Annotated in this window: 21 protein-coding genes; 6 read left to right on the top strand and 15 right to left on the bottom strand. The window is 61.5% G+C overall.

All coding sequences use genetic code 11. From position 1 onward, the window contains the following. Positions 1–51: 51 nt before the first annotated feature. The 12 genes from K226_RS0116070 to K226_RS0116015 all read right to left on the bottom strand — a co-directional run bounded on the left by K226_RS0116070 (position 52) and on the right by K226_RS0116015 (position 8465). Entirely contained in the window at positions 52–381 is a 330-nt protein-coding gene (locus K226_RS0116070; RefSeq protein ID WP_024815751.1) for a hypothetical protein, read from the bottom strand. Positions 382–398: 17 nt separating this feature from the next. Further along, the gene (locus K226_RS0116065) at positions 399–1112 is read right to left on the bottom strand and encodes a nucleotidyl transferase AbiEii/AbiGii toxin family protein (protein WP_024815750.1); all 714 of its coding nucleotides are present in this window, start codon (positions 1110–1112) and stop codon (positions 399–401) included. Continuing rightward, on the bottom strand, positions 1102–1611 hold the full coding sequence (locus K226_RS0116060; RefSeq protein ID WP_024815749.1) for a helix-turn-helix transcriptional regulator: 510 nt from the start codon (positions 1609–1611) through the stop codon (positions 1102–1104). Before K226_RS0116060 ends, K226_RS0116065 begins: the two co-directional genes overlap by 11 nt. Positions 1612–1780: 169 nt before the next feature. After that, a complete protein-coding gene (locus K226_RS19135; RefSeq protein WP_035242114.1) occupies positions 1781–2131 on the bottom strand; it encodes a DUF86 domain-containing protein in 351 nt (116 codons plus the stop codon). Then, positions 2128–2418, bottom strand: a complete 291-nt coding sequence (locus K226_RS0116050; RefSeq protein WP_024815748.1) for a nucleotidyltransferase family protein — start codon at positions 2416–2418, stop codon at positions 2128–2130. The genes K226_RS19135 and K226_RS0116050 overlap by 4 nt, the downstream gene beginning before the upstream one ends. Before the next feature lie 108 nt (positions 2419–2526). Next, positions 2527–2838, bottom strand: coding sequence for a hypothetical protein (locus K226_RS0116045; protein ID WP_024815747.1), 312 nt, complete (start codon positions 2836–2838; stop codon positions 2527–2529). A gap of 209 nt (positions 2839–3047) precedes the next feature. Beyond that, on the bottom strand, positions 3048–3338 hold the full coding sequence (locus K226_RS0116040) for a nucleotidyltransferase family protein (protein ID WP_024815746.1): 291 nt from the start codon (positions 3336–3338) through the stop codon (positions 3048–3050). 99 nt (positions 3339–3437) lie between these two features. Then, entirely contained in the window at positions 3438–3656 is a 219-nt protein-coding gene (locus K226_RS0116035) for a hypothetical protein (RefSeq protein ID WP_024815745.1), read from the bottom strand. Further along, positions 3653–4180: a zeta toxin family protein gene (locus K226_RS0116030; protein WP_035242112.1), complete on the bottom strand. Its 528-nt coding sequence runs from the start codon at positions 4178–4180 to the stop codon at positions 3653–3655. Before K226_RS0116030 ends, K226_RS0116035 begins: the two co-directional genes overlap by 4 nt. A 21-nt stretch (positions 4181–4201) precedes the next feature. Beyond that, the gene (locus tag K226_RS0116025; protein WP_024815743.1) at positions 4202–4930 is read right to left on the bottom strand and encodes a phospholipase D family protein; all 729 of its coding nucleotides are present in this window, start codon (positions 4928–4930) and stop codon (positions 4202–4204) included. A gap of 8 nt (positions 4931–4938) precedes the next feature. After that, positions 4939–6543 carry an HNH endonuclease gene (locus tag K226_RS0116020; RefSeq protein WP_024815742.1) on the bottom strand — a complete coding sequence of 535 codons (1605 nt, stop codon included), beginning with the start codon at positions 6541–6543 and terminating at the stop codon, positions 4939–4941. Between the two features lie 98 nt (positions 6544–6641). Continuing rightward, positions 6642–8465, bottom strand: coding sequence for a glutamine--tRNA ligase/YqeY domain fusion protein (locus K226_RS0116015; RefSeq protein WP_024815741.1), 1824 nt, complete (start codon positions 8463–8465; stop codon positions 6642–6644). Positions 8466–8648: 183 nt separating this feature from the next. Between K226_RS0116015 and K226_RS0116010 the strand changes: the two genes are divergently transcribed. From K226_RS0116010 to K226_RS0115985, 6 genes are all read left to right on the top strand, one after another. Then, positions 8649–9023 (top strand): hypothetical protein, encoded by a 375-nt coding sequence (locus tag K226_RS0116010; protein WP_024815740.1) that lies wholly within the window; start codon positions 8649–8651, stop codon positions 9021–9023. Between the two features lie 103 nt (positions 9024–9126). Beyond that, complete coding sequence (aroQ, locus tag K226_RS0116005; protein ID WP_024815739.1) at positions 9127–9576, top strand: type II 3-dehydroquinate dehydratase; 450 nt, start codon at positions 9127–9129, stop codon at positions 9574–9576. A 40-nt stretch (positions 9577–9616) separates the two neighbouring features. Then, the gene (locus K226_RS0116000) at positions 9617–10471 is read left to right on the top strand and encodes an alpha/beta fold hydrolase (RefSeq protein ID WP_024815738.1); all 855 of its coding nucleotides are present in this window, start codon (positions 9617–9619) and stop codon (positions 10469–10471) included. Positions 10472–10499: 28 nt separating this feature from the next. Beyond that, a complete protein-coding gene (gene arfB, locus K226_RS0115995) occupies positions 10500–10907 on the top strand; it encodes an alternative ribosome rescue aminoacyl-tRNA hydrolase ArfB (RefSeq protein WP_024815737.1) in 408 nt (135 codons plus the stop codon). 135 nt (positions 10908–11042) lie between these two features. Further along, positions 11043–11879, top strand: coding sequence for a dioxygenase (locus K226_RS0115990; RefSeq protein ID WP_024815736.1), 837 nt, complete (start codon positions 11043–11045; stop codon positions 11877–11879). A 51-nt stretch (positions 11880–11930) separates the two neighbouring features. After that, a complete protein-coding gene (locus tag K226_RS0115985) occupies positions 11931–12605 on the top strand; it encodes an alpha/beta hydrolase (protein ID WP_024815735.1) in 675 nt (224 codons plus the stop codon). 128 nt (positions 12606–12733) lie between these two features. Here K226_RS0115985 and K226_RS0115980 read toward each other — a convergent pair whose 3' ends face one another. Genes K226_RS0115980 through K226_RS0115970 form a run of 3 tightly spaced genes read right to left on the bottom strand, consistent with a single transcriptional unit; the run spans position 12734 to position 14918 of the window. After that, positions 12734–13567 carry a zinc-dependent peptidase gene (locus K226_RS0115980; protein ID WP_024815734.1) on the bottom strand — a complete coding sequence of 278 codons (834 nt, stop codon included), beginning with the start codon at positions 13565–13567 and terminating at the stop codon, positions 12734–12736. Positions 13568–13603: 36 nt separating this feature from the next. Then, positions 13604–14395 (bottom strand): UDP-2,3-diacylglucosamine diphosphatase, encoded by a 792-nt coding sequence (locus K226_RS0115975; protein WP_024815733.1) that lies wholly within the window; start codon positions 14393–14395, stop codon positions 13604–13606. 16 nt (positions 14396–14411) lie between these two features. Beyond that, entirely contained in the window at positions 14412–14918 is a 507-nt protein-coding gene (locus K226_RS0115970; RefSeq protein ID WP_024815732.1) for a peptidylprolyl isomerase, read from the bottom strand.

Raw genomic sequence — 14918 nt, 5'->3', positions numbered from 1 at the left:
AGCTATGAAAATATGAGTAAACTTTGATGTTGGCGGACGGGGGTAAACGCATCACGCCTGCCACACCCCAAACCCCGCCGAGCGCAGGTCGATGCCAATCTCGATCTCCCGGTCCACCGCCTCTTCGTAGCCCATGGGGTTGAAGCCATCGTACAAGTCAGGCAGCAGGCGCAGACCATATTGCGTCACAAACCGGTTGGCCTGAATGCCCGCCTTGTGCTTGTCAAACCGCACATCCGGGTCCAGGCCCGTCATGCCCACGTACACGCAGGGCATGCCTTCCACGTAGCCGGGGTTGCACTTGCGAAAGCGCGGCTCGTTCAGCACGTCCTTGGAGAGTTCGACCACGTAAACGTGGTGGTGGGGTTTGCGGCGGGGCATGGGGCTTGTCAGTCTTTTCAAACCTCGGGCAGAACGCGCCGCAGGGCGCGCACCTTTTGCCACAGCACCGCCTTGGGCATCTGCATCGCCATGGCCTGCATGCAGCGCTCCAGCCAGCCGGTGCGGGTCTGCAACCGGTCTATCGCCTTGCCCAGGTCGCGCGCCACCGAGGGGCCATAAGCCTCTGCCGCCTTGGCCAGCGCGGCGCGTAGCGCGGGCAAGGGCAAGCCCATCATGGCCAGGTCAATCACGTCGCGGCTGAACACGCCGTCGTCAGCCTGGCGGTCGGAGTTGGCCAGCAGCTTGGAGGCAGCCAGATCCAGCCGCGTCAGCGTGCTCACGCCGCACAGCGTGTCATCGGCCACCGGGGGCTCCAAAGCAATGCGGGCCTCGCGCACGATTTCCAGCTTGATCGGCTGCCCATCCATCTGCACCTGGGTGCGTATGCCGTACTGGTCGGCCCTTATCTCACGCAATGCCTCCAGTGGCTGCGCGTGCGCGTGGGTGATGGCGGCCAGCCCGTGCGGGCCGGTGAGCAGTTGCCGCAGCTCGCGGTAACCCGCCGCGTCGGACACCAAAAAATCAATGTCCACCGACTCGCGGTATTCGCCATGGCGCAGCGCAATGCAGGTGCCGCCGCCAAACAGGCAGCCATGCTGGCGCAGCGTGTCCCCGTTCAGTGCTTGCAGTACATGCGCAATGCGCTGGTGGTGCGGGCGCTCAAACTGCATCGCTGGCCCCGGTGTTGATTTCTGTGCTGGGCGGCAGGGCCAACCGCAACGCCTGCAGCAGGGCTTGTTCGTCGGCAGACATGGCCTGCATGTCGAGGTGCCGCGCATTGCGCTCGTAAATGCCCAAGGCCTCTGCGGGCGTGAGGGTGTCGGTGCCATGCACCTGCCAGGCCAGCGCACGCAACTGCGGGTAGTCGGCCAGCGGCACCCTGGCCGGAATCCAGCCGGTGCGGTCGGGTGCTGGCTTTGCTGTATCGGCTGTGCTGGGTGTTGCCTGCAGCCCCATGCCCAGCGCCGCCATGGCGTTGCACCACGCGCCCATGGTGACCGATGGCTCGCCCTTTTCGATGCGGTGCAGCGTCACCCGCGACAGGCCCGCTGCCTCGGCGGTCACCGTCGCGCTCAGCCGCAGCGCCTTGCGCTGGGCACGAATCTGCGCGCCCAAGGCTTGAAGTGGGGTGGCGCATTGCTCGGAGGTAAGGGGTGCGGGTGAAGGCATTTGTTTCTCATTATTTTCAAAAGCGTAATTTTGTCAAATATGAGAAACGCTTTTTGAAATATCCAGTACCAGCGCACCCAACAACCCGAGCACTCACCTTTACGGCATCTGGCGTTGCGAGCGGCATGTTGTGCTGCTCCGAAAAGCGGTTGCGCTCGGCGGCGTCAGATCAAATGGACGACGGCAAGGCGTCGAGCTGAGTTTTCAAAACCGGCAAGGCGGTTTGAACCGTGTCCCAAACCACTTCGAGGTTGATCTCAAAGTAGCCATGGGCAATGCGGTTGCGCATGCCGCGCATGCTGCGCCAAGGAATGTGGTTGTGCTCGGCTGCAAAGGCGGAATGCTGATCCATCACCTTGGTGGCCGCTTCCCCCAGAACGATCAGGCTCATGACCACCGCCTGCTGGGTGCGCCTGTCTTGCTCGAAGTCCGCCTGGGTCATGCCTTCGGTGAACGATTGCGCGTCGGCAATGGCCTGGCGCATGTGGTCCAGATCATCCGCCAGCCTGTTCACGGTCATACAGGCCGGGCTTCCTGGGCGACGGTATCGCGGAACTTGGCTGGCAAGTCCTTGAGGGTGAGCACATCGACCGGCACCCCTAGCAACTCCTGCAGCTCGTCCTGCAGGCCACCCAGATCCAGCAGCGTGGTACCGGGCAACGTGTCCACCAACAGGTCCAGATCGCTGCCCTCGCCATCGTCCCCACGCAGAGCCGAACCAAATACCCGAGGGTTGGCCACGTGGTAGCGCGCTGCGGCACGGCAGACGGCTTCACGGTGCTGGCTGAGGGCTTGGGAAGGGCGCATGGGTGGAAGTTTAGCGGAGCAGGCCATTTTGTGAAAAATCGGCCTCCTGAGCTCATGAATATTGCGCAAGCAGCTATAAAAATAGAAGCAAACTGGGTACGCAAGGAATCAAGGCAATGACCCCGGTGTGCCCGCCAGCGCCCCCAGCAACCGCGCGCTCACCTCGTCGGCATCGGGAGTGGCGAACTGCATGTTGTGCTGCTCCGTCAGCGGGCCGTGGCCCGGCTCCATGCCACCGTCAGCGCCGTAGCCCATGGCCTTGAACTTCCAGACCCCGCCCACTTTTTTGAGCGAACCCACATGCGCGCCAGTGGCCGTGTGCACCGCCACCACCTCGGCGTTGATCGGCAGCAACTGCAAGGGGCCCGCCACCGGGCCGGGCGGTATGTGGGTGTAGGTGGGGGTGAACGGAGGCGTCATGGATGGGCTTTGGTGGTGCTGCAGTTCTTTGGATGAAATCGGCCTCTAGCGCTTGATGGATAAGCGCAAGCAGCTATCAAAACAGGAGTTTTCTAAATGGCGTCTCCCGGCTCCGCCCCCGTTTGTGCTGGCTCCAGCAACCGGGTGCCCATGTGCGCTGGGCGGCAGCTTGTACCTTGGCAATCACACCCGCAGCGGGTGCGCCCGGCTCATACGGCCATCGCCTCGCGCAACACCTGGTCCCGAAAGGCGGCGGGCAGGCTGTTGGGCGTGAGCACATCCACCTCCATGCCCAGCAACTGCTTCAGTTCAAACCGGATCGCGCCAATGTCCATCAACGTGGTTTGCGCGGTGGGCTCCACCAACAGATTCAGGTCGCTGTCGGCCGTGTCGTCTCCATGCAGCGCCGAGCCAAACACCCGCACACTGCTGACGCGGTGGCGCAGTGCGATCTCGCGGATTTGTGATCGGTACCGGAATAGGGCTTCTGACGGGCGCATAGCTTGGCGTTTAGCGGTGCTGCATGTCTTGAATCAAATCGGCCTCTGGCGCCTTTGAATATTACGCTAATAGCTATTAAATAAATAGCAATTTCTGTTTCAATCGTTGTTCTTGGTGGTGGACGGCGTTGTCTGTTGCTGGCGCTTACGCAAATACTCCTGCGGGCTTTCATGCAGCACTTTGCCGTTTTCCTCTACCACCATGTAGGTGTTGGCTCGCCGAGCCTCTTCCGCTGCGCGCAACCCCGCGCGTGAAAGGGCCGCCAGTGCCGCTTGGGCAGGGTCGAGGATGGGAGTGGGTATGGGAATGGCGCTCATGGATTAATTCCTTTGGCCAGTAGCACGGGTTGGTGATGCTGGTTGTTGTACAGAAACCAGGCGTTGACGATGGGCTTGTAGGTCATTTCAAGCTGGTTCAGCCCGGCTTTAAAACGCCGCCGAACCACATCGTCCGGGATGTTATGTCCGCCCTGGGCTACTCGCAACCGCACCCGCTCAATGGCCATTTCAGCGGTTGGCAGCTGCAGAAAATACAAGCTGACGTGGTAGCCAAGTGATCGCCAGTGCAGCACCTTCGCTGCATAAGCCCGCCCGGACAGGGTCGTTTCCAACGCAAAGCTGCGCCGATGGGCAACGTGGTCGTCTATTTCCGCCAGCATGATGCGCCCCGCCTTGATGGCGGCGACTTCGGGCGCGAAGGGTGACAACCCCGCCGCAATCAGGTCTGCATTGACGAATACTGGGCAGTGAGCCTCTGCGGGTAGAAACTCGCGTGCGAAGGTGGTTTTACCGGCGCCGTTGGGGCCCGCAATGATGATGGCGCGAGGCTGGGTTTGAATCATGGATGGGGCACGTCCTGCGGGTCAGTTCAAGGCCAGATCCTGCGGCCACAGAAAGTAAGGGCCAAAACGGGACTTGGCGACAAACTCCACCCCCGCCTGCTCACCCTTCGCCGTGAGCGCATGTTTGTCTCCCTGTTGCGAGAGGTAGCCCAATTCGGTGGCCCGGTCCAGCAGTTGTGCCGTTTTGAGCCCGAACTTCTGCGCCAGCTTGGACGATGGAATCTTGTCGCCGGCGGATGTTTCGCTGTCGGTGCCGGAGTCTCCCGCAGCTGGCGTTGCCGCAGGTTCGGGATCGCTGCTGGCGACACGCTCCAGCGAGATGCGCACCTCGTCGCTGATGCGAATGATGCGCTGTGCCTCTTCGTAAGCGTCTTTGTAGAGCTGTCCGTCGTCGCTGCGCTGAATCAGGATGCCCATCTCGTTGTTGTTCACCTGGCTGAATTCGTACAGATTCAGGCTGGTGATGATGCACATCTCTTCATTCATGTAGCACTTGGCGTGCAAGTTCTTGCAGAAGCTGGTGCGTATGTAGGTCAGGCCGCGCAGCCACTCAATCTCTTGCGGCTGTAGCTCGCTTTTGCCATAGACGATACGGACGTCGATTTTCAGGCGGTTTTTGTCTGCCAGCAGTTCCTTCATCCGGTCGTTCAGCTTGAGGAAGGGGCTGATCAGAATCAAGCGGTCTGACGCGCTTTTGATCAATTCTTCAAGGTGGTAGTTTGTACCCGTGGTTGTCAGGAATTTTGACATTTGGGTAACTACTTAATCATGTCGATCAGGTTGATCGGTTTGGACAGTACTTGCATTCCTTGTGGTGTCTTGCCTGTCTGAAAAATGGTTTTCCAGAAGTTGTTATTCTGTTTCCCACCAAAGACAGAGTCTGATAGGTCGGTATTGACCCATACGGGCAACTCACTAAGGCTTGTTAAGAACTTGCGCATGTTATCCCATACCGGCTCAGGAAAGCGGCATTGAAAAAGCCGTTCTTTGGGATCAGGCATTCCTTGCATGATGAAATACTGACGCGCAATCTGGCTCATGTACTGCAGCCAGTTGTACACAATCTCTTCTTTGCTTAGGCGATATGCGCGCAGGTGATCGTGACTAAAAGTTTCTCCCTTGCGAAGTTTTGCCTCAATTTTGTCTGTGCCTACACTATCGTCAAATTTATCGATATACAGCGTCTCGGCAATCAGGTTCATGAGTCGGACAATTTGACTGCGTTCGATTTCGCGTGGATTTTCACCTTCTTCCATTAAATAACTAATTGGTGTTTCTAGCACCTCTTGGTAAATGAAGAATGAGTAAAACGTCTTCTCAATTGTGCTGTACGACAGAGGGTGATCTGTTCCTCGGCCAGACATATCGACGAAGCTGATCAATTTGTTTTCAGCATCGGAAGTCACGCCGTTGCGGACCGCATCTAGGATGTAGCGTTTGATCTCCTTTGACTGTCCCTTAAAATGATTTATGAGGTCACGTTCGGAAAAGGCCAAGTCGTCTTCTTTTCGACTGGTGGCAGTTTGATAGCGCTGTAGACGTTCCTGATAAAGTGAATTTCCTAGATGTCGCTGGACCGACTTGTCAAACGCCACCTGTTTGAGAGTGGTTCCTGCGTTGGTATTGGTTGTGATCAACGTGTCAAGATCTGGATCAATGAAGACTCTTACTGGCAGTGCTTTTGCGCCCAGCATGATCTGCGCTGCCGCTTTATGCTGGCCATCAAAAATATGAATGGCGCTTCTACTGCCTTCACTCTTGATCCAACCCAATGGCACGTGCAATTGGGGACGTTTATTGAAAAACTCTTCTACTAATTTGGAAATATTGCTGCCAATCGAACGGGGGTTGATATGTGAGTCATGTGCCAAGTACTGAATGGGTAGCTTTGCAAAAAAATATCGAAAGCCACTTAGTTCATCTACGTACACAGGCAACGTCTTCAGCTTGTTGTCGCCCATTTCGCTGAAGCTGTAGGTCAATGCATCGTCGGCCAAACTAAAGCCTAAGGTGTGGCTTTTGCCCCCCGCTTGCATCAGCAAATCTCCCAAATTTGGCGACCTGTTTTCCAATGCCAACTTATCCTTCAATTGGGAAAATCGACTTAGGATGCGCGCCACCTCCAAATTGGACGCTTGCTTTGATCGGTTGCAACTTGCATGAGCTAGGGCGAAGTTTGCTGGATCGTCTTTCCCACCCACTTTTAACGGAACTACGTGGTCGATATCTATGGCATCTTTTTGTGCGACTAAATCAATTGGCTGTTCGCATATGAAGCAGTTGGATTTCTGCGCAGAATGCAAGCTCTGGATTAATTTCTGCCGAGCTTCACTGGGCAGGCGACTGAGAAAAAGCGAAGCCATGAAAACATCCCCTCTTTTATTTATTGGAAATATACCGAACCAAAAATTGGTTACGCATCACCGGAGTTTTGGGCGAAGTGCCGTTGAAATATATTTATTTACTTGCCCCAACTGTCCTTCAACCCCACCGCCAAGTTAAACACCGGCTTTCCCGCCGCGTGATCCACCCGGTCCGCCACGAAGTACCCGTGCCGCTCAAACTGGAACTTGTCGTCCGGCTTGGCGTTGGCCAATGACGGCTCCACGATGGCGGTCACCACCTTCAGGCTGTTCGGGTTCAGGCTTTCGATAAAGTCTTTGCCGCCCGCGTCGGGGTGGGCGTCCAGGAACAGGCGGTCGTACATGCGCACTTCGGCGTTCACGCCGTCGGCCACGCCTACCCAGGTGATAGCGGCTTTCACCTTCACGCTGTCGGCGCCGGGGGTGCCGCTCTTGGTGTCGGGCACCACGGTGGCCAGCACTTCGGTGATGTTGCCGTCGGCGTCTTTGGTGCAGCCGGTGCACTCGATGACGTAGCCGCCCTTCAGGCGCACCTTGTTGCCTGGGAAGAGGCGCTTGTAGCCCTTGGGGGGCACTTCTTCAAAGTCTTCGCGCTCGATCCAGACCTCTTTGCCGATGGTGAAGTGGCGCAGGGGCGACTCTGTTCCCTCTGGTGGGTGGGGCAGGGCGGGCAGGGTGCAGGGCTCCAGGTGGCCGGCGCCCATCACGTCGTCCCAGTTGGTCAGCACCAGCTTGACGGGGTTGAGCACGGCCATGCCACGGTGGGCCTTGAGTTCCAGGTCTTCGCGCAGGCAGCCTTCGAGGGTGCTGTAGTCGATCCAGCTGTCGGATTTGGTCACGCCAATGCGTTCGGCAAACATCTGCAGCGCGGCGGGGGTGTAGCCACGGCGGCGCAGGCCGACTATTGTTGGCATGCGGGGGTCATCCCAGCCGCTCACTTTGTGGTCGTACACCAGTTGCGCCAGCTTGCGCTTGCTGGTGATCACGTAGGTGAGGTTCAGGCGCGCAAATTCGTACTGGCGGGGGGGCGGGCTGGCCAGCAGGCCGCCTTCGGTCAAACGCTCCAGCAGCCAGTCATAAAACGGGCGCTGGTCTTCAAACTCTAGCGTGCACAGGCTGTGGGTGATTTGCTCCAGCGCGTCTTCAATAGGGTGCGCGTAGGTGTACATGGGGTAGATGCACCAGGTGTCGCCCGTGTTGTGGTGCGTGGCGCGGCGAATGCGGTAGATGGCCGGGTCGCGCATGTTGATGTTGGGGCTGGCCATGTCGATCTTGGCGCGCAGCACCATGCTGCCGTCCTCATGCTTGCCGTCGCGCATTTCGCGAAAGCGCGCCAGGTTTTCGGCCGGGGTGCGGGTGCGGAAGGGGCTGTCCACGCCGGGCTTGCCGAAGTCGCCGCGGTTAATGCGCATCTGCTCGGCGGTTTGCTCGTCCACATAGGCGTGGCCGGCTTCGATCAGGTATTCGGCCGCGCGGTACATGAAGCCGAAGTAGTCGCTGGCCTGGTACAGGTTGCTTTCGCCGCCGTTGTTCCAGCCAAAGCCCAACCACTGCACCGCGTCCTTGATGCTGTTGACGTATTCGGTGTCTTCTTTTTCGGGGTTGGTGTCGTCAAAGCGCAGGTGGCACACGCCACCGTAGTCGCGCGCCAGGCCAAAGTTGATGCAGATGCTTTTGGCGTGGCCAATGTGCAGGTAGCCGTTGGGCTCGGGCGGGAAGCGGGTGCGGATCTTGGCGGGGTCGGGCTGGCCCGCTGCGTGGTGGGCGGCGTCGCCGGGGCTGCCGGCCCAGCGGCGGCTCGCGTAGGTGCCTTTGTCCAGATCGGCTTCGATGATCTGGCGCAAAAAGTTGCTGGGTTTGACGGCTTCGGGGGCTGCCGCTGGGGCGGCGGGTGTGGTGTTGGCAGGGGTGGGGGTGCTCATGCGGCCATTTTAGGGGGCGGCTTGTTGAAATAAGGCGCGTGCACAGGTGGGCGCAGATGGGGTGTGTACGTCCGGAAACAATATGGGGCCCGTTTCATGACATCCTTTTGGCCCTGTGGTGCGTTGTGTACCAGTGAGGCATGTCCAGTTGGTTGGCTGCCTCTGTCCCTCAAGGAGATTTCCATGACGAAAACCCGTTCTATCTATGCCATGGCCGCTGCTGCCGGTGTGGCGCTGGCCCTGCTTGCGGGCGCTGGCACTGCACAAGCACGCGACGTGTACTGGTCGGTGGGCGTGAATTCGCCAGGCGTGGCGTTGGGCGTCAGCAATGGCGGCTATCCCGTTTACGTGGCCCCCGCGCCGGTGTATGTGGCGCCCCGGCCTATTTATTACCAGCCGCCGCCACCGGTGTATTACGCACCGCCCCGGCCCGTGTATTACGCCCCTCCCGGCTACTACGCGCAGCCACCGGGCCATTACTACCGCGATCGCGGGCACCGTCATGGGCACCGCGACCATGGTGGTCGGGGCGGTCGTGGCGACCGCTGGGATCGCTGACGCGCCTCTTGCGGTGAGTCATATCTGGCTGTAACCGAGCGGGTGGGCACCGCATAATCCGGCGTCTGGCCTGCCGGTGTGGCAGGCGGATCGCCCGGAGTGCATGCCTGTGAAAACCGTTTTTGTCCTGAATGGCCCCAACCTCAACCTGCTGGGTACCCGTGAACCCGCTGTGTATGGCGCCCAGACACTCGCCGATGTAGAGCAACTGTGCGCCGCCGCCTGTGCCCGCCACGGGTTTGCGTTGCGCTTTCACCAAAGCAACCACGAGGGCGCGCTGGTGGACTGGATTCACGAGGCCGGTCGCATGCACGCTGCGGGCGAACTGGCCGGCGTGGTGCTCAATGCCGGGGCCTACACCCACACCAGCGTGGCGCTGCTCGATGCCATCAAGGGCACGGGCGTTGCGCTGATCGAGCTGCACATCAGCAATGTGCACGCGCGTGAGAGCTTTCGGCACCACTCCTATATTGCTTCTGCCGCCAAGGCCGTGATGTGCGGTTTTGGCGTGAAGGGCTATGGCCTGGCCATTGACGGCCTGGCCGGGCTGTAAGGGCCTGATTTTTTCTTCTGACCCCCCTCGTGCCTGTGCAATGAGCGATTTGGTGATTCCTTCTGAGGTGCAGCGCCTGGCTGCGCAAGCCGTGCGCCACACCACGCCCTGCGGGGCGGGCGATCTGGTGTGGCATGTCTGGGGCCAGGCCCGGCCGGGCGTGCGCCCGCTGGTGATGCTGCACGGCGGCAGCGGCAGCTGGACGCATTGGGTGCGCAACCTGGATGCACTGGTAGCAGCCGGGCACCAGCTTTGGGTGCCCGATTTGCCTGGTTTCGGTGATTCGGCCGCGCCGCTGTCCGGGGGCGATGCCGATGCGATGGTGGCCCCGCTGCGCGAGGGCTTGCAACTGCTGCTGGGCAACACGCCCTGTGATCTGGTGGGGTTCTCCTTTGGCGGCATGACGGCGGGCCTGTTGCTGGCTGCCCACCCCGAGCTGGCCCAGCGGCTGGTGCTGGTGGGGGCACCAGCCATGGGCGTGGTGCCCAACCGGCAGTTCGAGCTGAAAGCCTGGCGCCACCTGACCGACCTGGACGAGCAGCTCGCCATTCACCGCTACAACCTGGGTGTGCTGATGCTGCACGACAAGCGCCTTATCGACGGCCTGGCGCTGCAGACGCATGTGGCCAACGTGGTGCGCGACCGCATGCCGCGCCGCCGCTTGGCGCACACCGACATCCTGGCGCGGGCGTTGCTGCAGGTGGCTTGCCCGGTGCACGCCATTTATGGCGAGCACGACGCGCTGTACAAAAGCTGGATCCACCAGCTTGAAGCGGCCTTTGCTGCGACTGCGCCTGATTTTCGCGGCATGCACCTCGTGCCCCATGCCGGCCACTGGGTGCAGTTTGAGCAGCCCGAGGCGTTTGATGCCGCGCTGCTGGCGGCGCTGGCCTGAGCGCTATGCCGCCGGTTTGGCTTTTTTCATGACCGCTGCATTGCTGCAGGTTGCCGAAGCCGAGGTGGAGTTCACGGCCATGCGCGCCCAGGGCGCCGGTGGCCAGAATGTCAACAAGGTATCGAGTGCGGTGCACTTGCGCTTTGATGTAGGCGCCTCGTCGCTGCCCGACGATGTCAAGGAGCGCCTGCTGTGCCTGCGCGACACCCGCATCACACAAGATGGCGTGGTGGTCATCAAGGCCCAGCAATACCGCAGCCAGGAGCAAAACCGGGCCGACGCACTGGATCGATTGAATGCGCTGGTGCAATCGGTGGCCGAGCCGCCCCGCACGCGCCGCGCCACCAAGCCCACCTATGGCTCACGTCAGCGGCGCCTCCAGGCCAAAACCCAGCGCGGCGAAACCAAGGCATTGCGGGGGAAAGTGCGCGACTGAACGGCACCGCGGGCGCGCTCTGAGCAGGGTTGACGGTTGCATTGGTTCCATTTGTGGAACGATATGTCTGAAGGTAGACGGATTGAATCGGTAACTGATAGCGCCTACATTCTGGGTATTCACTGAAAGCCTGCCATGTCCACTTCTGCCCCTGTCACCAGCCAAGTCCCCAGCCCCGCCGTGATTCCGGCACTGTATGTGTCGCACGGCGCGCCCTTGTTTGCGGTGGATGCGGGCGAAACCGGTCCCGCGCTCACCCGCTGGGGCCAGGGTCTGCGCGCGCAGTTTCCGGCGTTGCGTGGCGTGGTCATCATGTCGCCGCACTGGATGGCCCGCACCCCGCAGGTCATGACCGGCCCGCAGCCCGCCACCTGGCACGACTTTGGCGGTTTTCCGCCAGCGCTGTACCAGTTGCAATACCCCGCGCCCGGCGCCCCCGCGCTGGCGCAGGAGGTGCTGGACTTGCTTCAGGCTTCCGGCGTGGCCGCCCAGGGCGATGCGCAGCGCCCGTTTGACCACGGCGCCTGGGTGCCGCTGATGCACCTGTTCCCCGAGGCCGACCTGCCCGTGGTGCAGGTGGCGCTGCCCGTGGGCGCCGGCCCCGCCGAGGTCTATGCGCTGGGTGCGGCGCTGCGCGGCCTGCGCAGCCAGGGTGTGCTGGTGCTGGGGTCGGGCAGCATGACGCACAACCTGGCCGAGTTTTTCGGTGGCGCGCGCGAGCCCGCGCCCTATGTGATCGCGTTCAGCCGTTGGATCGAATCGGCGCTGGAGCGCGGCGACATGAAGGCGCTGCTCAACTACCGCAGCCTGGCGCCCCACGCCGAGCGCGCCCATCCCACCGAAGACCATTTTTTGCCGCTGTTCTTTGCGCTGGGTGCAGCAGGTGACGATTTGCACGCAAACTACTTGAGTCGCGAAGTGATGTACAGCATGCTCGCGATGGATGCCTTCGCGTTGCAGCCAGTTGCCTGACCGTGAACGCCTGCCCAACTCACTAACAAAAATCGCCTCTGGCGCTTGACCATGCTTGATCTACCGCTCACTTTTTTGCAACGTCCTGCCGCTGCGGGCACTCCCAAGCCGTGGCTGCTGGTGCTGATGCACGGCGTGGGCAGCAACGAGCAGGATCTGTTCAGTCTGTCTTCGCAGATTCCTGACCGCTTTCATGTGCTGAGCCTGCGTGCGCCCCACCGCATGGGGCCGGGCTCGCACGCCTGGTTTGATTTTTCGATCGAGCCGGGCAGCGGTGCGCGCAGCATCAATGAAGAGCAAGAGGCCCACAGCCGTGCCGTGGTGGCGCAGACTGTGGAAGCGGCTTCGGCCCAGCTGGGCATTCCGCCCGAGCGCGTGGTGGTGGGGGGCTTCAGCCAGGGCGGCATCATGGCACTGTCGCTGCTGCTGACGCGGCCCGAGTTGCTGCATGCCGCCGTGGTCTGGCACAGCCGCCTGCTGGCGCAGGTGGTGCCGCTGCAGGCCTCGCACGATGCCTTGCACGGCAAGAAGCTGTGGCTGAGCCACGGCACGCACGACAACGTGATCCCGCTGGCCAATGCCCAGGCCATTGCACACCACATGGCAACGCTGCCCGTGTCGGTGACCTACCGCGAGTATCCGAGCGAACACGAGATTCGCCCGTCCGAGCTGGCCGCCACGGTGACGTGGTTGGAGTCGCTTTCAACCAGCCCCACGCCCTTTTGAGGCACTTTATCCACACGGGTGCGGCTGTTGTTTGATTGCTATATAAATAATAGCTGTTTGCGCTTGTTGGATAAGGCCTGTGGGGCTATTTGATTATGATTTTGCTGTGGTTTAAGTGCGCGGCGCAGTCATTCCGGTAGAAGGTCCCCGGGTCGAAAGAACGCATCCAGCACCGGCATCAACGCCGGGAATTCCTGCGCAAACTGCGCCCGGTTCACAAAATACGCCTCGCATGCCACCGCGAAAAACTCGGCAGGCGCCGTGGCGCCATAGGCGTCCAGCCAGGGCTGCGCGGCGCCAAACCGCTGGGCCATGATCACGCGTTCGCGAAAATCGGCATAGGCCGGCTCCCAGGCGGCCCACCAGGCTTCGTGGGCGGCGCGGGCCGTGCGGGTGCCCATGAAGCCCGCTGGCAGGGGCGGGCAGCCGTTGGGGGCGCCGCTGCGCATGTCGAGCTTGTGCACAAACTCATGCACCACCACATTGGTGCCGCGCTCGGTGTTATGGCTGGCGTTGGCCACATGCTGCCAGCTGAGCATGATGGGGCCGCGCTCCATGGCCTCGCCCAGTAGCACCTCGGTGTGCTCGTGCACCACGCCGGCTTCGTCCACTGTCTGGCGGCGCGCCACGGCCTCGCCCGGGTGCACCACGATGCCCACAAAATCGCCATACCAGCCCAGCGCTGCGGCCGCGTCGCCCCAGTGCAGCAGCGGCAGGCAGGCCTGCGCGGCGATGTCGATGGCCATGGCGTCGGTAACCACGAGACCATGGGCGCCGTGGAACTGCTTGTGGTGCAAAAAGAGGGCGCTCAGGGCGCGCAGCTTGGACTGGTCGTGCAGCGAAAGGGCTGCGAGAAACGGGTAGCGCTGCAGGGTTTGCAGCCACAGCGTGGCCGAGATGTCAGGCACGGGCGCCACGGTGGCGCGAACGCGGCTCCAGAGCCGGTTGAGAAAGGGGGGCATGGCGATCAGGCAGCAGGAGGTCAAGCCCCGCGCAGTTCAGGATCGCTCGTACATGGGGGCCCAATTCACGCGTTCCAAGCCCTGTGCGGTCAGGCGCAGCACTTCTGCGCGCGGCGGATGGGCGGTGGCATCCCAGTCGCTGAGCACCACGCGCTGCAGGCCAGGGGCCAGGGCGTGGCTCGCCGGTTTGTGGGTGTGGCCGTGGATCAGGGTGCGCGCATGGGCGGCGTTCAGCCAGGCGATGGCAGCGGGGCCATCCACATCGGCATAGATGGCGCCCGACTGTTTGCGCGCTTCGCTCTTCTGGCGAATGCCGCGTGCCTGCGCCCGGCGCACGGCCAGGGGTTGCGCCAGAAAGGGTTCTTGCCATTCGGCGCTGCGCGCCTGCACGCGAAAACGCTGGTAGTCCACATCGTCAAGGCACAGCAGATCGCCATGGCTGAGTACAAGGCGCTGGCCACCGAAGACCAGCACGGTGGGGTCTGCCAGGCCGGTGATGCCGCAGTGCGCAAGGAACTCCGGGCCCGCCAGAAAGTCGCGGTTGCCGTGCATGAAGTACACGGGCAGGCGCTGCGCCGCAGCCTGCAGGGCCGCGCAGCCCTGGGCTTCGAAGCTGCCAGTTTCGTGCAGGGCATCGTCGCCCACCCACACCTCGAACAGGTCGCCCAGGATGAAAAGGGCGTCGGCCGTGGTGGTTTGCAGGTAGTGCTGCCAGGCGGCCACGGTAGCGGGCTCGCAGGCCTGCAGGTGCAGGTCGGAAATGAAATCGACCGTGCGCCAGTGCGAAGGAGCGGCAAGCTCCTCGAACCGGGGCACGGTCGTGGTCACGGAGATCGTTTTCAGATCAGAGGGCGACGGCCTTCTCGATGATCACGTCTTCCTTGGGCACGTCGTCATGAAAGCCGCTGCGGCCGGTCTTGACGGCCTTGATCTTGTCCACCACGTCAGCGCCGGACACCACCTTGCCGAACACCGCATAGCCCCAGCCCTGGGCCGATGGCGCGGTGTGGTTCAGAAAGCCGTTGTCGGCCACGTTGATGAAGAACTGCGCCGTGGCCGAGTGCGGGTCGCTGGTGCGGGCCATGGCCACGGTGTAGTTGGCGTTCTTCAGGCCGTTGTTGGCTTCGTTCTGGATGGGCGCATCCGAGTTCTTTTGCTTCATGCCGGGCTCAAAACCGCCGCCTTGCACCATGAAACCGGGGATCACACGATGGAAGATCGTGTTGTTGTAGTGGCCCTTGTTTACATACGACAGGAAGTTCTCGACCGACTTGGGCGCCTTGTCGGCGTCGAGTTCGAGGGTGATGACGCCGTAGTTGGCGATGTGCAGTTCGACTTGGGGGTTGCTCAT

It is taken from the genome of Acidovorax sp. JHL-3, assembly GCF_000526295.1.
In the GTDB taxonomy this organism is placed as follows: Bacteria; Pseudomonadota; Gammaproteobacteria; order Burkholderiales; family Burkholderiaceae_C; genus Acidovorax; species Acidovorax defluvii.
This window is presented reverse-complemented; position numbering and strand designations above follow the sequence as displayed.